This window comes from Sphingomonas sp. Leaf38 (assembly GCF_001421825.1).
In the GTDB taxonomy this organism is placed as follows: domain Bacteria; phylum Pseudomonadota; class Alphaproteobacteria; order Sphingomonadales; family Sphingomonadaceae; genus Sphingomonas.
In genome coordinates this window covers 1,725,653-1,743,589 of record NZ_LMLD01000011.1, presented here as the reverse complement: position 1 = coordinate 1,743,589, position 17,937 = coordinate 1,725,653, and the positions used below count along the sequence as shown (strand labels likewise).

At 66.2% G+C, this 17,937-nt stretch carries 20 protein-coding genes; 9 read left to right on the top strand and 11 right to left on the bottom strand.

Annotation, left to right across the window (positions count from 1 at the left end; all coding sequences use genetic code 11):
- Positions 1-90 precede the first annotated feature (90 nt).
- From ASE88_RS15355 to ASE88_RS15345, 3 genes are all read right to left on the bottom strand, one after another.
- Positions 91-1,581, bottom strand: coding sequence for an MFS transporter (locus tag ASE88_RS15355; RefSeq protein ID WP_056479136.1), 1,491 nt, complete (start codon positions 1,579-1,581; stop codon positions 91-93).
- Positions 1,582-2,640, bottom strand: a complete 1,059-nt coding sequence (locus ASE88_RS15350; protein WP_414893865.1) for a LacI family DNA-binding transcriptional regulator — start codon at positions 2,638-2,640, stop codon at positions 1,582-1,584.
- A gap of 230 nt (positions 2,641-2,870) precedes the next feature.
- Positions 2,871-3,497, bottom strand: coding sequence for a glutathione S-transferase family protein (locus ASE88_RS15345; RefSeq protein WP_056479133.1), 627 nt, complete (start codon positions 3,495-3,497; stop codon positions 2,871-2,873).
- A 104-nt stretch (positions 3,498-3,601) separates the two neighbouring features.
- On the opposite strand from ASE88_RS15345, the gene ASE88_RS15340 reads away from it, so the two are divergent.
- Positions 3,602-5,017 (top strand): dihydrolipoyl dehydrogenase, encoded by a 1,416-nt coding sequence (locus tag ASE88_RS15340; RefSeq protein WP_156357040.1) that lies wholly within the window; start codon positions 3,602-3,604, stop codon positions 5,015-5,017.
- Positions 5,018-5,063: 46 nt separating this feature from the next.
- Here ASE88_RS15340 and ASE88_RS15335 read toward each other — a convergent pair whose 3' ends face one another.
- Positions 5,064-5,264 (bottom strand): hypothetical protein, encoded by a 201-nt coding sequence (locus tag ASE88_RS15335; RefSeq protein ID WP_055877383.1) that lies wholly within the window; start codon positions 5,262-5,264, stop codon positions 5,064-5,066.
- Positions 5,265-5,372: 108 nt separating this feature from the next.
- On the opposite strand from ASE88_RS15335, the gene paoA reads away from it, so the two are divergent.
- From paoA to ASE88_RS15315, 4 genes are all read left to right on the top strand, one after another.
- On the top strand, positions 5,373-6,023 hold the full coding sequence (paoA, locus tag ASE88_RS15330) for an aldehyde dehydrogenase iron-sulfur subunit PaoA (RefSeq protein ID WP_056479127.1): 651 nt from the start codon (positions 5,373-5,375) through the stop codon (positions 6,021-6,023).
- A complete protein-coding gene (locus ASE88_RS15325) occupies positions 6,020-6,970 on the top strand; it encodes an FAD binding domain-containing protein (protein WP_056479124.1) in 951 nt (316 codons plus the stop codon). The genes paoA and ASE88_RS15325 overlap by 4 nt, the downstream gene beginning before the upstream one ends.
- 5 nt (positions 6,971-6,975) lie before the next feature.
- Entirely contained in the window at positions 6,976-9,168 is a 2,193-nt protein-coding gene (gene paoC, locus ASE88_RS15320; protein ID WP_056479121.1) for an aldehyde oxidoreductase molybdenum-binding subunit PaoC, read from the top strand.
- 90 nt (positions 9,169-9,258) lie between these two features.
- Positions 9,259-10,218 (top strand): NAD(P)H-dependent flavin oxidoreductase, encoded by a 960-nt coding sequence (locus ASE88_RS15315; protein ID WP_056479118.1) that lies wholly within the window; start codon positions 9,259-9,261, stop codon positions 10,216-10,218.
- Positions 10,219-10,307: 89 nt separating this feature from the next.
- Here the strand turns inward: ASE88_RS15315 and ASE88_RS15310 are convergent, their stop codons facing one another.
- Both ASE88_RS15310 and ASE88_RS15305 read right to left on the bottom strand, forming a co-directional pair.
- Positions 10,308-10,763: a DUF1465 family protein gene (locus tag ASE88_RS15310; RefSeq protein ID WP_055878692.1), complete on the bottom strand. Its 456-nt coding sequence runs from the start codon at positions 10,761-10,763 to the stop codon at positions 10,308-10,310.
- Between the two features lie 110 nt (positions 10,764-10,873).
- The gene (locus ASE88_RS15305; RefSeq protein ID WP_055877395.1) at positions 10,874-11,089 is read right to left on the bottom strand and encodes a YdcH family protein; all 216 of its coding nucleotides are present in this window, start codon (positions 11,087-11,089) and stop codon (positions 10,874-10,876) included.
- 277 nt (positions 11,090-11,366) lie between these two features.
- Between ASE88_RS15305 and ASE88_RS18475 the strand changes: the two genes are divergently transcribed.
- A complete protein-coding gene (locus ASE88_RS18475) occupies positions 11,367-11,522 on the top strand; it encodes a YdcH family protein (protein WP_082463337.1) in 156 nt (51 codons plus the stop codon).
- A 55-nt stretch (positions 11,523-11,577) separates the two neighbouring features.
- On the opposite strand, the gene ASE88_RS15300 is transcribed toward ASE88_RS18475, so the two are convergent.
- The 5 genes from ASE88_RS15300 to ASE88_RS15280 form a co-directional block, all read right to left on the bottom strand.
- Positions 11,578-11,967, bottom strand: coding sequence for a PilZ domain-containing protein (locus tag ASE88_RS15300; protein WP_156357039.1), 390 nt, complete (start codon positions 11,965-11,967; stop codon positions 11,578-11,580).
- Positions 11,968-12,122: 155 nt separating this feature from the next.
- Positions 12,123-12,587 (bottom strand): RNA polymerase-binding protein DksA, encoded by a 465-nt coding sequence (gene dksA / locus ASE88_RS15295; RefSeq protein WP_055877398.1) that lies wholly within the window; start codon positions 12,585-12,587, stop codon positions 12,123-12,125.
- Positions 12,588-13,277: 690 nt separating this feature from the next.
- Positions 13,278-13,592: a hypothetical protein gene (locus ASE88_RS15290; RefSeq protein ID WP_056479115.1), complete on the bottom strand. Its 315-nt coding sequence runs from the start codon at positions 13,590-13,592 to the stop codon at positions 13,278-13,280.
- A 21-nt stretch (positions 13,593-13,613) separates the two neighbouring features.
- Positions 13,614-13,931: a hypothetical protein gene (locus tag ASE88_RS15285; RefSeq protein ID WP_056479112.1), complete on the bottom strand. Its 318-nt coding sequence runs from the start codon at positions 13,929-13,931 to the stop codon at positions 13,614-13,616.
- Positions 13,932-14,024: 93 nt separating this feature from the next.
- Positions 14,025-14,465 (bottom strand): host attachment family protein, encoded by a 441-nt coding sequence (locus ASE88_RS15280; protein ID WP_056479109.1) that lies wholly within the window; start codon positions 14,463-14,465, stop codon positions 14,025-14,027.
- A 140-nt stretch (positions 14,466-14,605) separates the two neighbouring features.
- Here ASE88_RS15280 and serS point away from each other — a divergent pair, with 140 nt between their 5' ends.
- The 3 genes from serS to ASE88_RS15265 are packed head-to-tail and all read left to right on the top strand — an operon-like array spanning position 14,606 to position 17,840.
- A complete protein-coding gene (serS, locus tag ASE88_RS15275; RefSeq protein ID WP_056479107.1) occupies positions 14,606-15,883 on the top strand; it encodes a serine--tRNA ligase in 1,278 nt (425 codons plus the stop codon).
- Positions 15,883-16,647: a 5'/3'-nucleotidase SurE gene (surE, locus tag ASE88_RS15270; protein WP_056479104.1), complete on the top strand. Its 765-nt coding sequence runs from the start codon at positions 15,883-15,885 to the stop codon at positions 16,645-16,647. The genes serS and surE overlap by 1 nt, the downstream gene beginning before the upstream one ends.
- Complete coding sequence (locus ASE88_RS15265) at positions 16,647-17,840, top strand: M23 family metallopeptidase (protein WP_056479101.1); 1,194 nt, start codon at positions 16,647-16,649, stop codon at positions 17,838-17,840. The genes surE and ASE88_RS15265 overlap by 1 nt, the downstream gene beginning before the upstream one ends.
- The last annotated feature ends 97 nt before the right edge of the window (positions 17,841-17,937 follow it).

Here is a 17,937-nt window from a genome sequence, read left to right as displayed (position 1 = left end):
AGGACACGGAACACAGGTTGGTGCCAACCGCCCCCTCCGTCAGGCTAACGCCTGCCACCTCCCCCGAGCGGGGGAGGATCAGAAGCCCGGTCACGCGCTCCGCTCGACCCGCAGCATCGCCAGCGCCGCGACACCCATCACCCCGGCGGCGATCAGCATCGCCCAGACCGCGTCGCCGGGGAAGAACGTCCGCACCACCTGCCCCATCACCGACGACACGATCAGCTGCGGCAACACGATGAAGATGTTGAACAGCCCCATATAGACGCCGAGCTTGGCCTGGGGCAGCGCGTTCGACAGGATCGCATAGGGCATCGTCAGGATCGACGACCAAGCGATGCCGATCAGCACCATCGAGCCGATCAGGACATATTGGTCGCGCACCACCAGGAACGACGCGAACCCCGCCGCCCCACAGAGCAGCCCGAGGACATGCGCGTCGCGCCGGCCGATCCGCGCCGCCAGCGCCGGCATGACGAACGCCCACAGGGTCGCCACGCCGTTATACACCGCGAACAGCACCCCGACCCAGTTCGCCCCTTCGTTATACGCCGCGCTGGTCGTGTCGGTCGTGCCGAACACATGCTGCGTGACGATCGGCGTCGTGTAGATCCACATGATGAACAACGCCGACCAGGTGAAAAACTGGACGAGCGCAAGCCGCTTCATCGTTTGCGGCATCGTGCCAAGATCGCCGACGATCTGGCTGAGAACATTGGACTCCCTGCCCGATCGCACCAAGGCAGCGCTCGCCAGCAACGCCATGCCAAATGCGATCAGCCCGCCACCGAGCAGATAGACCGGCTTGTCGAGCCCGAACCGCGCGACCGCGGCGATCACGATCGCACCCAGCGCGACCCAGACCGGCGCGAGCCTCGCGCTCGACCGGACGACCGTGTCGCGTGGCACGACCGGGCCCTCGTCCTCGAACGCGGCCATTTCGGTCGGCGAATATTCGCTGGTCGTCAGCACGGTCCACAGCACCGCGAAGAACAAGGCGAGCGCGCCGATATAGAAGCCGTATTGCACCGACGGCGGGATCCCGCCCGCGGGCGCGGTGTTCGCGACCTGGAAGACGTCGGTCAGGATGATCGGCGCAAGGCTGCCGATCACCGCGCCCGCGCCGATGAACCCGGTCTGGAACGCGAAGCCCGCGGTGCGCTGGCGGCTGCCGAGCATGTCGCCGACGAACGCGCGGAACGGCTCCATCGCGACGTTGAGCGATCCGTCGAGCATCCAGAGCAACACGGCGGCGACCCACAGCACCGGCGCGTTCGGCATCGCCAGCAGCGCAAACGTCGCGAGCATCGCCCCTGCCAGGAAATAGGGCCGCCGTCGTCCGAGCCGCCCCCAGGTCCGGTCGCTATAATGCCCGATCACCGGCTGGACGAGCAGCCCCGTCAGCGGCGCCGCGATCCACAGGAACGCGAGATCGTCGACCGAGGTGCCCAGCGACTGGAAGATGCGGCTGACATTGGCGTTCTGCAGCGCAAAGCCGATCTGGATCCCGAAGAACCCGAACGAGATGTTCCACAGCCCCCAGAAGCCCTGAGGTGGCTTCTCCCTACCCTGCACGGCCATTCAGCGTCCTTCACCCGATGATCGCCGGATCACCAATTGCGTCGGCAGCACCGTGCTCTCGACCGGTCGATCGCCGATCCGCGCGAGCAGCATCTCGACCAGCCGCCGCCCCGCCAGCCCACTATCCTGCGCGATCGTCGTCAGCGGCGGATTGGCAAGGCTGGCAGCGGGGATGTCGTCGAACCCGACGATCGCCACGTCATAGGGCACGTTGATCCCCGCCCCTGCCAGCACGCGCATCGCCGCCAGCGCGATCAGGTCGCTCGCCGCGACGATCGCATCGAACGGCACGCGGCGGTGAAGCAGCTCGCGCGTCGCCTGCGTCGCATCCTCCTCGGTCGAGATAGTCTCGACCTGAAGCTTCGGATCCGCCGCGAGACCGTGCTCGCCGAGCGCTGCGACGTAGCCGCGATACCGGTCGTGAAACTCGGGATAATGATCGGTGGCGCTGCCCAAGAACGCGATCCGCCGCCGCCCGCGGTCGAGCAGGTGCCGCGCCGCCGCGGCGCCCCCGGCGATGTTGTCGCACCCTATCGTGAGCCCCGGCTGGCCTGGCTGGACCGAGCCCCAGCGCACGAAGTGGGTCCCTTGCGCGACGAGTGCTTCGAGCCGGGCGCGATAATCGGCATAATCGCCATAGCCGAGCAGGATCAGCCCGTCGGCGCGGTGGCTGTCCTCGTAATCGGTATGCCAGTCGCTCGAAAATTGCTGGAACGACACGAGCAGATCGTAGCCATGCGATGCACACGCCGCCATCATCGCGCCGAGCATGCCCAGGAAGAACGGGTTGACCACGGTCTCGTCGGGGGTCGGATCGCGGAACAGCAGCAGCGCGATCGTCTTGGTCGTACCATTGCGCAGGTTCGAGGCGCTGCGATCGACGGTGTAGTTGAGCTGGCGCGCAATCGCCTCGATCCGCTGCCGCGTCGCCAGATTGACCGTCGAGCTGCCGCGCAGCGCGCGCGATACGGTCGGTTGCGAGACGCCGGCGAGCTGCGCGATATCGAACGAGGTCGGTTTGCCCGTGAGCTTGCCGATGGTCTTGGCAGCGGCAGTCACGACGTTTGGCTCCTTCAGCATCCTCACGGTTCCACGCCCGCCTTGCCGGCGAGGTGACCGCGACCGAGCATCAGCCCAGAACATGCTGCGCGTCAACGAGAGCCGCGACGCCAGCGTGACAATTTCACCACACAATCAACCCGCTACCGCTAACACGCGACTGAATACGTATGCGCATCGAGGTGGAAGCCGACGATCCCGACTAGAGGATCGGGATCGTGGTCATCTGCTCAGCGACGCGATGCCATCAACGGTCCGCCGATCTCGGTGGCAGACAGGAACGCCGGACGCGCGCGCAGACGATCGAGATAGGCGGCAACGTCGGGGTGCTCCTTGAGCAAGCCCGTGCTCTCGGCAATCGCCAGCATGTAGCACATCTGGATATCGGCCAGCATGAGCTGCTCCCCCATCAGATAGGGGCCATCGCCGACACCCGCGGCGATATAATCGAGCGTCTTGGAAACCTCGGGGCCGGTGAACTTCGTCAGGCCCTCAGGCAGGCCGCCCATCCGCTTGCCGAACATCGTCATCATGATCGGCAGCGCGGCCGAGCTTTCAACATATTGCAGCCACTCGTCATGGATGGCCGCCGCATCGCTGTCGATCGGTGGCGAGAAGCGGCGGTCGCCGTAGCGCTCATCGATATAGGCGAGGATCGGCGCGCTCTCGGCCAGCGTCAGGTCGCCATCGACGAGCACGGGGGCCTTGCCGAGCGGATGGATCGCTTTCAGCTCGGGCGGCGCACGGAAATTCGCGTCGCGCTCATATTTGACGAGGTCATATTCGATGCCGAGCTCTTCGAGCAGCCAGATCACGCGGATCGACCGCGAGTAGTTCAAATGGTGCAGCGTTAACATAAGCGTCCTTCGACACGGGAATGTGCTGCCCCTCGGAACGGCTGGCCGGCATCGAAGGTTTCGTTGACCGCACCCCCGGAATTCTCCGGCAACGGAGACCCATGATGACCAACCTGACCTGCGATGTCGCGATCATCGGTGCGGGGACCGCCGGCCTCGCCGCCGAGCGTAGCGCTCGCCGCAACGGCGCCAAGACGCTCCTGATTGACGAGGGCTTCGGCGGCACGACCTGCGCCAGCGTGGGATGTATGCCCTCCAAGCTGTTGATCGCGGCTGGCAATGCTATGCACGCAGTCGAGCAGGCCAAGGTTTTCGGGGTCGAGGCTTCGGCCCAGGTCGACGGCGTTGCGGTGATGGCGCGGGTCCGCAAGCAGCGCGATGCTTTCGTCGCCGGGGTCGAAACGTCGATCGACAAATTGCCCGACGAAGTGAAGATCGAGGCACGCGCAAAATTCGCAGGCGCGACGATTCTGGCGCTCAGCGACGGGCGTCAGGTCCATGCGAAATCCGTCGTGATCGCGACCGGATCGAGCCCCGCAATCCCCGACATGTTCGACGCCGTGCGCGACCGCGTGCTGACCAACGAGAGCATCTTCGAGCTGAAGGACCTGCCGGGCTCGATCGGCGTGGTCGGCGCAGGCGCGCTCGGGCTCGAACTCGCACAGGCGATGGCGCGGCTCGGCGTCGAGACGATGGTGTTCGACACCGGCGAGACGATCGGCGGGCTGAAGGATCCCCATGTCGCGGAGGCGTATCACGCGATCCTGTCGCGTGAGATGCCGATCCTGCTGGGCGTCGATCTCAAGGCCGACCCCGATGGCGACGGCGTCGCGCTGTCCTGGAAAGGCTCGGCGTCGGGCAGCAAGCGCTTCGATTATCTGCTCGTCGCGACGGGCCGGCCACCGCGGATCAAGGATATCGGGCTCGAGACGACCGGTCTTGCGCTCGACGACCACGGGATGCCCGACTATGACCGCGACACGATGCAGTGTGGCAGTGCGCCGATCTTCATCGCCGGCGACGCGGACCATGATCGCGCGGTGCTGCACGAGGCGTCGGCGGAGGGCATGATCGCGGGGCGCAACGCGGCGAGCTATCCCGAGGTCACGCCGGGCAAGCGCACCGTCCCGTTCGCGATCACCTTCACGCACCCCAATGTCGCGGTGATCGGCAAGATCGCCAAGGACGACGAAGCCGACAGCGTGATCGGCGCCGCCTCCTATGACGATCAGGGGCGCGCGAAGGTCGAGGCGTGCAATGCCGGGCTGGTGCGTTTCTACGCCGACCGCCGCGACGGCCGCCTGACGGGCGCGACGATGGCGGGGCCGGCCGTAGAGCACAGCGCGCACCTGATCGCCTGGGCGATCCAGAGCGGCTGGACCGCGACCGAGGTGCTCGATCTGCCCTTCTATCATCCGACGTTCGAGGAGGGGATGAAGGATGCGCTGCGGTCGATCTGCGCCGAGGTGCATTCGCCGACGCCGCCGGATCGCGATGACGGGTTCACGCCTGGGACGTAAACGCCCACCTGATCCTCCCCCGCAGGGGGGAGGGTTGACCAGTGATCTAATCCTCCAAATCCAGATACGCGACGACGTCGTTTTCCGTCGCCAGATACAACCCCGCCTGCACATCTTCCTCCTGCCGCGCAGCAATCCCCAGCGCCTCGTTCAACGGCCCATAGAACAAGGTCGTCGCCGCCCCGCCCTCCCCGCTATCGTCCAGATGATAGAGCCGGACCGACACGCCGGAAGAAATCGTCCGCATTACAACACCCTATCGCAAACCAGATGACCAAATATTCACGGAACCAAATCCGCCTTAGCGCAACTTTGGCCGTCCTCACGTGTTATGCTAGCAGATACAGGGGTTTATATGCATCAGGATGAAGGTTTTCCGGTGTCGCGCCGTGGCGTGATTGCCGGCGGTGTCGCGTCGGCTACGCTGGCCGCAGCACCCGCAGCGCAGGCGCAGGCGCAGACGCAGGGCAGCGCGCAGCCGGCCCCGCCGACGATGCCGGTCACGCTCAAGGTGAACGGCCGCACGACCAAGATCACTGTCGACACGCGGACCACGCTGCTCGATGCGCTGCGCGAAAATTTGAAGCTCACCGGCACCAAGAAGGGCTGCGATCACGGTCAGTGCGGCGCGTGCACGGTGATCGTCGAGGGTCGCCGGATCAACAGCTGCCTGACGCTCGCTGTGATGCACGAAGGCGAGGAGGTCACCACGATTGAAGGCCTCGGCACGCCCGAGAAGCTCCACGCGATGCAGGCCGCGTTCGTCAAGCATGACGGGTATCAGTGCGGCTATTGCACGCCGGGCCAGATCTGCTCGGCAGTCGCCACGCTCGGCGAGATCAAGGCGGGTATCCCCAGCCACGTCACCGGCGACATCGCCGCGCAGCCGACCGTCAGCACCGACGAACTGCGCGAGCGGATGAGCGGCAATATCTGCCGCTGCGGCGCCTATGCCAACATCATCGACGCGATCCACGACGTCGCGGGCACGGAGCGCACGGCATGAAGGCCTTTACCTATGAGCGCGCCACCTCGGCCAAGGAGGCTGCGAGCGCCGCGGCCCGCATGCCGGGCGCCAAGTTCATCGCGGGCGGCACCAACCTGCTCGACCTGATGAAGCTGCAGATCGAGACGCCGCAGCATCTCATCGACGTCAACGGTCTGGACCTCGACAAGATCACGCCGACCGCCGATGGTGGCCTGCGTGTCGGGGCGCTGGTCCGCAACACCGACCTTGCCGCCGATGCGCGCGTGCGCAAGGATTACGGCGTGCTCAGCCGCGCGCTGGTATCCGGCGCGAGCGGCCAGCTCCGCAACAAGGCGACCACCGCGGGCAACCTGCTCCAGCGCACGCGTTGCCCCTATTTCTACGACACCACCAAGCCCTGCAACAAGCGCCAGCCCGGCAGCGGTTGTGCCGCGATCGGCGGGTTCAACCGCAACCTCGCGATCATGGGGACGAGCGAGGCGTGCATCGCCACGCACCCGAGCGACATGGCAGTCGCGATGCGCGTGCTCGACGCGACCGTGGAGACGGTGAACGCCGCCGGCGCCACCCGCGCGATCCCGATCGCCGACTTCCACCGGCTGCCCGGTGCGACGCCGAACATCGAGACGGCGCTGGCCCCGGGTGAGCTCATCACCGCGGTAACGTTGCCCAAGCCGATCGGCGGCACGCACATCTACCAGAAGGTGCGTGACCGCGCGTCCTATGCCTTCGCACTGATCTCGGTCGCGGCGGTGATCCAGCCCGGCGGTCGTGGACGGCTCGCCTTTGGTGGTCTCGCGCACAAGCCCTGGCGCGTCGAGTCAGCCGAGGCGCAGATGCCCAATGGCGCCAAGGCTACCGCAGCGGCGGTTCTCGCCGGCGCCCGCACCACCTCACAGAACGCGTTCAAGCTGCCGTTGGTCGAACGCACCATCGGCGCCGTGTTCGAAGACGCGAAGGCCTGACGCCCATGAAGTTCGATACCCCCGCAACCGCCAATCCCACCGACCGGATGAAGGTGCTCGGCAAGCCGATCGATCGTATCGACGGCAAGCTGAAGACGACCGGCACCGCGCACTACGCCTATGAGCGGAGCGACGCCGCCCCCAACGCAGCCTATGGCTACATCCTTGGCGCAGCGATCGCCAAGGGCCGGATCGAGAGCATCGACGTCGCCGACGCCAAGGCGGCGCCCGGCGTGCTCGCGGTGGTCACCTATGAGAATGCCGGCAAGATCGGCAAGGCCAAGAACCACACCGCACGGATGCTCGCGGGCCCCGACGTCCAGCATTACGACCAGGCCGTCGCCGTGGTCGTCGCCGAGACGTTCGAGCAGGCGCGCGCCGCCACCAAGCTTTTGCGCGTCAATTATGCGCGGGCGAAAGGTAGTTTCGACCTCGCCGCGTCGCAGGGCTCGGCGACCAAGCCCAAGAGCGGCACCCCCGACACAGCCGTCGGCGACTTTGCCGGCGCGTTCGCCAAGGCGGCGGTGAAGGTCGACGAGCGCTACACCACGCCCGACCAGAGCCATCAGATGATGGAGCCGCATTCGACGACCGCGGCGTGGACGGGCGACAAGCTGACGCTGTGGACATCGAACCAGATGATCGCCTGGGCGGTCGGCGACATGAGCGAGACGCTGCTGATCCCGAAGGACAACATTCATGTGATGTCGCCTTATGTCGGCGGTGGCTTCGGGTCGAAGCTGTGGATCCGCAGCGATGCTGTAATGGCGGCGCTCGGCTCGCGCGCGATCGGTGGACGGCCGGTCAAGCTTGCGCTGGCGCGTCCGCAGGTGATGAACAACACCACGCATCGCCCCGCGACGATCCAGCGCCTGCGCATCGGTGCGCAGAAGGACGGCAAGATCACCGCGATCGCGCATGAGAGCTGGTCGGGCGATCTGCCCGGCGGCGGACCGGAGACCGCGCCAAACGCGACTCGTCTGCTGTACGCCGGCGCCAACCGCATGACCGCGACTCGTCTCGCCGTGCTCGACCTTCCCGAGGGCAATGCTATGCGCGCGCCGGGCGAGGCGGTCGGCCTGCTCGCGCTGGAGGCGGCGATGGACGAGCTGGCCGAGAAGCTGAAGATGGACCCGGTCCAGCTGCGGATCGTCAACGACACGCAGGTCGATCCCGAAAAGCCGTCGCGCCAGTTCTCGCAGCGCGATCTGGTCGGTTGCCTCAAGACCGGCGCCGAACGCTTCGGCTGGAACAAGCGCAATCCCGTACCCGGCCAGGTCCGAGACGGACGTTGGCTGGTTGGCATGGGCATGGCGTCGGCGTTCCGCGACAACGTGACGATGAAGTCCGGCGCACGCGTCGGCATCGACAAGAAGGGCATGGTGACGGTCGCCACCGACATGACCGACATCGGCACGGGCAGCTACACGATCATCGGCCAGACTGTCGCCGAGATGATGGGCGTGCCGATGGACAAGGTCATCGTGCTGCTCGGCGACAGCAGCTTCCCGGCCTCGTCGGGGTCGGGCGGCCAGTGGGGCGGCAACAGCTCGACCGCGGGGGTCTATGCAGCCTGCATGGCGCTGCGCGAATCGGTCGCGCGCAAGCTCGGCTTCAATTCGGACGATGTCGTGTTCGAGGATGGCAAGGTGAAGTCGGGCAACCGCAGTGTCTCGCTGTCGGACGCTGCGGGCGATGCCGGCCTCTCAGCCGAGGATTCGATCGAGTTCGGCGATCTGACCAAGACCTATGCACAGGCCACGTTCGGCGCGCATTTCGTCGAGGTCGGAGTCGATTCGGCCACCGGTGAGATCCGTGTCCGCCGGATGAGCGGTGCGTTTGCCGCCGGGCGTATCCTCAACCCGAAATCGGCGCGCAGCCAGGTCATCGGTGCGATGACGATGGGCGTCGGCGCGGCGTTGATGGAGGACGCGATCGTCGACACGCGGTTCGGCTATTTCGTCAATCACGACCTCGCCGAATACCACGTCCCCGCACACGCCGACATTCCGATGCAGGACGTGTTCTTCATGGACGAGCTGGACGAGAAGTCCTCGCCGATGAAGGCCAAGGGCATCGGCGAACTCGGCCTTTGCGGCGTCGGCGCGGCGATCGCCAACGCGGTCTACAATGCGTGCGGCGTCCGCGTCCGCGAATACCCACTGACGCTCGACAAGGTGATCGGCAAGATGGTCTGATACCCTGCCCTCCATCCGGCCGGAACATCGGCCGGATGGAGGGCAAAACCGGCTCTGGCGCGCGCGATTGCGTTGCGCTAGAAAACCGGCATGACCGTACCCGCCATTCTAAAAAACCTGCGACTCCCCGTCATCGGCTCGCCGCTGTTCATCATTTCCGGCCCGGAACTGGTGATCGCGCAGTGCAAGGCGGGTATCGTAGGCTCTTTCCCGGCCCTCAACGCGCGGCCGCAGGCGCTGCTCGACGAATGGTTGCACCGGATCACCGAGGAGCTGAGCGCGCACAACCGCGCCAATCCCGACCGGCCCGCCGCGCCCTTCGCGGTCAACCAGATCGTTCACAAGTCGAATGACCGTCTCGAAAGCGACCTCGCGACCTGCGCCAAGTGGCAGGTGCCGATCGTCATCACCTCGCTCGGCGCGCGCGAAGACCTGAACACCGCGGTGCACGGCTGGGGCGGCATCACTTTGCACGACGTGATCGACGACCGTTTTGCGCGCAAGGCGATCGAAAAGGGCGCCGACGGACTGATCGCGGTCGCGGCCGGCGCTGGCGGTCATGCCGGCCGCCTGTCGCCGTTCGCGATCATCCAGGAAATCCGCCAGTGGTTCGATGGCCCGCTCGCGCTGTCGGGCTCGATCGCCACGGGTGACGCGGTGCTGGCAGCGCAGGCGGTGGGCGCCGATTTCGGCTATATCGGCTCGCCGTTCATCGCGACGACCGAGGCCAATGCGGATCAGGCCTACAAGGACGGCATCGTCGCGGGCAAGGCCTCCGACATCGTCTATTCGAACCTGTTCACCGGCGTCCACGGCAACTATTTGCGCGCGTCGATCGAGGCTGCGGGGATGGACCCCGACAATCTGCCCGAGGGCGATCTGAAGACGATGGACTTCGGCGGTGGCAATGGGTCGAAGCCCAAGGCCTGGCGCGACATCTGGGGTTCGGGCCAGGGCATCGGCGCGGTCAGCAAGGTCGAGAGCGTCGCCGACCGCGTCGACCGCCTGGAGCGCGAATACCGTGCGGCACGGGCGCGGCTGGCGCTCTAAATCGGCGGCGATGCGGCGTCGGTCGAGCGCATCGTCCTTACGCCTGACAAGTCCGGACGCTCCTCCACGTGCCGGGCGCAAAGGGCATTTCAGAACGCCTGGGCAAGCAGCCGCTGCATCGATCGCGCCGGGCTGGCGCCGTGTACCGCGTCGAGTCCGCGATCAAGGCGGTCGACGCGGCGATGGAGGTCGGCGCTGGCCTCGATCAGCGTCCGCGCGCGGAGCGGCAGGCTGTCGAGCAGCGCCTGCTCAGTGATCGGGGCATCACCGAGCCGGCGCGCTGGATCAAGCGCATCGCGGGGCTGCAACTCGCCGGCCTGCACCGCACGTTGCGTCAGAAGCCAGGCGATGACGTGCATCAGTCGCGTCGTCACCTTGAGCGACTCGCAACTGAAGCTCACGCGGATCAGCGGATCAAGCGCCTCGCGCTCCGCGCGCCCCGCCTCGTCGAAATAGGTTCGCGCCTCGTCGGCCAGTAGCATCGCCTCGCTATACAGCGCGTCGACCAAGCGTTGCTGCAACCGCGATTCATTCAGTCCGTTCATAGGCTTGGGATGCCATAGCCACCCCGCACCGCCCAGCATGATGAACGGTGACGCCTGCGGCAATCTGTTCGAAACGTCCCAAAACGACGCAATCGGGCCCGATCGCGCGATCAGGCGATGATATCCGGAACCAGAATGTCCTCGCACGCGGCGATCTCGTCGCGGAGCCGCAATTTACGCTTCTTGAGACGCGCAATCTGCAGTTGGTCCGGCACGGTCAGCATCGTGAGCGCGGCGATCGCATCATCGAGGTCCCGGTGCTCGATGCGCATAGCATCGAGCCGAATTCGCAGCTGGGCCTCGTCCACGCTGTCCCTGAGATACATGCCGATCCTCCGTCGCTAAGGTCCTTAGCAAATGCGCGCGCGCTGGCGAGCGTTAAAGCGGCGCGGAGCGACAGGATCGACGACGCAGGTACTGTGTTGCGAGTCGGATGGCCGGCGGTGGGCGTAGTACGGCCCCGGGCAGGCGTCACCATTCACCTCGACAACGGGTCGTCGCGCCAAATCGCTCACTCAATCGAATTGGTCGATTTCCGTTGAAGACATTTCGAAGACACGGTGGTTTACTGAGTCCCCAACCGAATGCAGGAGGTACTTCACCGTGCAGACGACGCATCAGACAGCTCTGGAAACCAAGCACGCCGTGCTCGACCAGCGGATCGCAGCCGAGACCCACCGCCCCTTGCCCGATGCCGCCATCCTTGCCAGCCTGAAGAAGCAGAAACTGCGCCTGAAAGAAGAGATCGTCAGCCTCTGACGACAGATCGTGCGGTCGCTGGACCGGCCGAGCGCCGAGGAATGACCGTCACCGACTACAAACCCAGCAAGCCGGTTTTGGCGCCGCCGCCGACCGGCTTGCGGGCTTTCTTGGGGTCAATCGGCGTATCCAGCGCGATGCCCATCCGGCCTGCGGCACACCAGGCGACCTTGCCGACAATCTCGCCTATGCCGCGCAAGTCGAGCCACACACGGGTTCCGACATCGGCGGGCGTGTCGAGTTCGATCATCAGCCCGCCCTCGGACAGGTTGCGAACACGCACCTCATGCACCGTACGCTGCTCGCCGAGCCGACACTGCGCCACCAACAACAGGCTGTCGCGCGCCTTTGCACGCTGACCTGTGCCAGGCCCGTTCGATGTCACGTGTTCCGACGGCGCGCTGCCATCGGCATCCCCAGGGGTCCTGCGATCGAAACCGTCCATCATCATCCCGCACCGTCGAGGCCCATGAGCAGGGCCATGTCTGAAGCATAGCCCAAAACGCCTGCCGAAACACTTAACGACGGGCGCGGGCCGGAATCAGCCTTAATCGAGGCGCGGACGATCGGGTATCCCTCAATCGGTCCCTGCGCGAGACATTAGTCCTCGCGCGAGACCTTCTCGTTGCGTTCGTGCCGCTCCTGCGCCTCGACGGTCATCGTCGCGATCGGTCGTGCCTCGAGCCGTGCCAGGCTGATCGGTTCGCCGGTCACTTCGCAATAGCCATATTCGCCCTCGTCGATTCGGCGGATCGCCGCCTCGATCTTGGAGACGAGCTTGCGCTGCCGATCGCGGGTACGAAGTTCGATCGACCAGTCGGTCTCGCTCGACGCACGATCGGTCAGATCGGCCTCGCGCAGCGAATCCACTTGCAACTGCGACAGGGTTTCCTGTGATTCCCGCAGGATCGCCTCTTTCCATGCCTGGAGCTTGCGGCGGAAATACGCCTGCTGCTTCAGGCTCATGAAAGGTTCGTCGGCGTCGGGCCGATAGGTGTCGTCACCACAGTCATTAGCAGCGTCTGGACTGGAATTCTCGCTCGTACGATTCATAACGGTCGCCATACCACTCTCCCTCTGGCCCCGTCGGATCAACCACGCTGATCTCCGAGGGCCACCCCCAAATGGTGAATGCGCCTATAGGCGCGCACGGACACGACCACAAGCGACCCGACTTGCACAAACGAAGCCGAATCCGACATTTTATTTCGCGTGCGCGATCCTCGGTTTCATGGATACCGGGCCATCTCTACCTACTCAGCGCTCTTGCGAGGTCGCCTTCGACGTGGCGTTTATGTCCCAAGCCGGTACGTTAAGCGTGTTCGCCGGCAGAAGACGTACGTTAATTGATGATTAACCATTCCAAACATGGTTAACGCTATTGCACTTAATGGTTTGTTTTGCAGTTAGTCGGATAGCAGTTTCGTAACGCTGCACACGGGGATCCGGCAACACGACGTGCCGGCAACGAAAGAGTGACGATATGTCGGTTAGGATGGCTTTGGCCAAGTTGTGCGCTTGCGCGTGTGGTGGTGCCCTGATCGGCGGTGGCGCCGTGCATGTCGCCGAGCGGCCCACTCGCACCGAAAACGCCAAGCGGGTGCTCGTCAAGCGAGTCGCGCGACCCCAGATCGCCGCGGTCCACCGGCCCCGCGTCCGTCGCGTGACGACGACCACGCGAACGGCATGCGCGCCGACCGTGGTGACGGTCGCCAGTGCGACCCCCGTGCCGATCCCGGCCCCCGTCGGACAAGGCTATATCGGCGGCGGTGGTGCCGGCAGCGCCCCGGTAATCGGCGGCGGCGGCGGATTTTTCGGTGGCGGATTCGGCGGTGGCTTTGGTGGCGGCTTCGGCGGCAGCGGCGGATCGAGCGGCAGCATCGTGATCTCGTCGACGTCGAGCGGCGGGTCGACCTCGACCGGCGGATCGTCGAGCAGCACTGGCGGTGCCCAAATCTCCAGTACATCGTCGTCGAGCGGCAACGTATCGACGTCGTCGAGCAGCGCGTCGTCGGCATCCTCCGCATCCTCGGCCTCGTCCGCCAGCAGCGGCAGTTCGTCGGGAGGCAAGCCCGGTCACGACGGGTCGAGCTATGGCTCGAGCAGCAAGGGCTGGGGATCGAACGGCGGCTGGAATTCGACCGGCGGGTGGAGCTCCAACGGATCGTCGGGCAGTTCGGCCTCGTCGGGCAGCAGCGCGTCGTCGGCAAGCTCAAGCGGCTCGAGCGCGAGCAGCGCCAGCAGCGCGTCAAGTGCCAGCAGCGCCAGCAGCGCCAGTTCGAGCGGCAGCACCGGGTCGAGCGGCGGCCCCCCCGCCCCGGTTCCCGCACCGCCGATGGTCCTGCTGTTCGGCGCGGCGGCCGCAGCGCTCGTCGCCCGCAAACGCTTCGCCAAGCCGGCTGCGATCACCGCCTGACGTGATCGCAATATGCCAAAAAGGCCCCGCCGGACATATCCGTCGGGGCCTTTTTCGTATGCGCGACGACCACGCAACCGCGATGATCAGGCGGCCTTGAGCGCCTTTTCGATGTCGGCGATCGGATGGCCAGTCAGGTCCTTGTCGAGTTCGCCGGCCAGCCGGTTGCTGACCTCCTTGTGATAATGCTTGCGCATCTCGCCGAGCGTCTTGGGCGGCGCGACGATGATCAGCGAGTCGAAATCATTCTTCAATGCGCATGTCTTGAGGAAGTCGGCCGCATCGGCGGCGAAACGATCCTCTTCGATTTGGTGAAAATCGGTCGGCTCAACCGAACTCCGCGCCGCGCCCTGCGGCGAGGAGGCGCGTCCGGCGGAATCGGTCGCCTGGTCGCGCGTCGCGGGGTTGTTCTGTTCGCGCGCTTGTTCGACGACGAGGTTCGGGAATTCATTATCGCCCTCGTTGCGCAGGAACAGCATTTTCCGACCGTCCGCAACGAGTATGACGGTGTTGTGGGGAAGATGCATGCGGTGTCTCCTTTTCGCTGTGCGTGTTGTTGGGAAACGCGCCGCGAACCCGAGAGGTTGCGCACCCTTCCGATCCTCCCCGCCAACGGATTAGGCGGGCCCGCCTTGCGCCCCCGCACCCGTCTCGGCATAGCCCGGTCATGCACGACATACGCCTGATCCGCGACGATCCCGCCGCCTTCGACGCCGCCCTCGCCAAGCGCGGTTTCGCGCCGCAGTCCGCAGCCCTGGTCGCCCTCGACGAACAGCGCCGCGCGACGATCGCGGAGTCGCAGACCGCGCAGACCCGCCGCAACGAGTTGTCGAAGGCAATCGGTCAGGCCAAGGCGCAGAAGGACGAGGCCAAGGCGCAGGCGCTAATGGCCGAGGTCGCGAGCCTGAAGGCGGCGCTGCCCGCGCTGGAAGCCGAAGAGGCCCGGCTGGGCGACGAGCTCGGCGAGCTGCTCGCCGCGATCCCCAACCTGCCCGCCGCCGACGTGCCGGAGGGCGGCGGCGAGGATGACAACGCACTCGTCCACACGCGCGGTACGCCCACGACATTCGCCTTCACCGCCCGTGAACACGACGCGATCGGTCCGGCGATCGGCCTCGATTTCGAGACCGGCGCGGCGATGTCCGGCGCGCGCTTCACGCTGGTCCGCGGACCAGCCGCCAGGCTGCAACGTGCGCTCGGACAGTTCATGCTCGATCATGTCGCCCAGGCGGGCTTCGAGCAAGTATCGCCGCCGCTGCTGGTCCGCGACGAAGCCGTATTCGGTACCGGCCAGTTGCCGAAATTCTCGGAGGATCTGTTCCGCACGACCGACGGCCGCTGGCTGATCCCGACCGCCGAGGTGAGCCTCACCAACATCGTCCGCGAGCAGATCCTGAGCGAGGGCGAACTGCCGCTACGCTTTACCGCGCTGACGCCGTGCTTCCGCTCCGAGGCGGGCGCCGCGGGTCGCGACACGCGCGGCTATATTCGCCAGCATCAGTTCGACAAGGTCGAGATGGTCTCGATCGTCACCCCAGACATGTCGGAGGCCGAGCATGAGCGGATGACGGCGTGCGCGGAAGGCGTTCTCGACGCCTTGCAGCTGCCGTTCAGGCGGATGCTCCTATGCACCGGCGATATGGGGTTCACCGCGGCGCGCACGTACGATCTGGAAGTCTGGCTGCCAGGCCAGGCGCGCTATCGCGAGATCAGCAGCGTATCGACCTGCACCGATTTCCAGGCGCGGCGGATGAACGCGCGCTATCGGCCCGAGGGCGAGAAGGGGACGCGGTTCGTCCACACGCTCAACGGCTCGGCGCTCGCAGTCGGTCGCACGCTCGTCGCGGTACTGGAGAATTACCAGCAGGCGGACGGCGCGGTCGCCGTACCCGCCGTGCTCCAGCCGTATCTCGGCGGGCTGACCGTTCTGGAGCCCAAGCGCTGATGCGGATCCTGCTGACCAACGACGACGGCTATCATGCGCCCGGGCTGAAGGTGCTGGAGACAATCGCGCGGACCTTGTCCGACGATATCTGGATCGTCGCGCCCGCTGAGGAACAGTCGGGCGCGGGCCATTCGCTGACGCTGTCGCGGCCGATCCGTGTGCGCAGGCACGGCGAGCAGCGCTATGCGGTCGCGGGAACGCCGACCGATGCGGTGATGATGGCGCTCGCCAAGATCATGAAGGATGGGCCGCCTGACCTGATCCTGTCGGGCGTCAACCGCGGCGCGAACCTGGCCGAGGACGTGACCTATTCGGGGACCGTCTCGGCAGCGATGGAGGGCGCGCTGGGCGGTATCCGGTCGATCGCGCTGAGCCAGATCTACAGTCGCGAGGGGATGGGCGACAGCGTACCGTTCGAAGCCGCCGCGGCGTGGGGCGAGCGCGTCCTGCGACCGTTGATCGATGCGCCGCTCGCACCGCGGACGCTGGTCAACGTCAACTTTCCTGCCAGCCGAGCGGACGCGGTGAAGGGCGTGCGCGTCGTCGGGCAGGGCCTGCGCGATTATGGCCGGCTGCAGATCGTCACCAACACCGATCCGCGCGGCTACGAGTATCACTGGTTCGCGCTTGGCCGGACCGTCGAGACACCCGCGCACGCGACCGATCTCGAAGCGACCGCGGACGGGTACGTTTCGGTCACGCCACTGCATCTCGACCTGACGCATGTCGAGTCGCTGGACATGCTCGCACAGGCCTATCAGTGATGCGGCGTGCGGGTGTTCTGGCGTCGCTTGCGACGCTCGCGCTGACCGCATGCATTCCGAAGGTCGATCGCCCTGCGGGCTACGGCACCCCGCCGCAGCGCCCGTACCGCGAATCCGCGCCTCGCCGCGACGATCCGCCCCACGCGCGGGACGATGTCCCGCGCGATGACAGGGCCCGCGACGACAGGGCCCGCGACGACAGGGCCCGCGACGACAGGCCTCGCGATGACAGGCCGCCGCAGGACATTCCCGGACGCGATACCGGTGAGGTCACCACCCTGCCCGCTCCGCGCCCCGCCTGGGAGGCGCGGCCGGTCAGTGCGGATGCGAAGACTATTCCCGACGCCATTTACGTCGTCCGGCCCGGCGATACGCTGGGCCACGTGGTCGATCGCAGCGGTGCGAGCCTTGAGGCGATCGCACGCGCTAACGACCTCCAATCGCCCTATTCGATCCGTGCCGGCCAGCGTTTGCAGATCCCCGGCGGTCGCTATCACCAGGTGCGGCGCGGCGAGACCGGCATCGCGATCGCCCGCGCTTATGGTGTCGAATGGTCGCGGATCGTCGCCGCCAATGCGCTCGTCGAACCATATGTGCTCCGCGCCGACCAGCGCATCCAAATCCCGGGCGGGGTGAGCGGCGGCGCGGCAAGCGCCTCCGAGCGCGCGCGGGCGTTCACGCTCGACATCGACGACATCTTGACGGGCGGCGAACCCGCCCTCGCCAGCAACCAGGCGCCGGCAAGACCCATCGCGACGCCGCGCCGGGTGCTGCCCTCCAACGCCGTCGTCACCGCGCCCGCGCGTCTCGCCAGCGGCGGATTCCTGTGGCCGGTCGACGGCAAGGTCGTGAAGCGCTTCGGGCACGGCGCAAGCGGCGAGCGCAACGATGGGATCAAGATCGCGGTACCGATCTCGACGCCGATCCATGCCGCGGCAGACGGCGTGGTCGCCTATGTCGGCGACGGCATCGCCGCGCTCGGCGGGCTGGTGATCATCAAGCATGGCGGCGGCTGGACGAGCGTGTACGGACACGCGTCGAAGCTGCTGGTGCAACGCGGCCAGAGCGTCAAGCGCGGCCAGACGATCGCGCTGTCGGGCGACACCGGGTTTGCGGACCGGCCGGAGCTGCACTTCGAACTGCGCAAGGGGCGGACGCCGGTGGATCCCTCGTCGCAACTGCCGCGGAGCTAAGATTGTTCTCCCGCGAAGGCGGGAGCCCAGACTGGGTCCCCGCCTTCGCGGGGAAACAAGTTTCGCGGACGACGTTTTCCTAATCGACCTTTTGTCC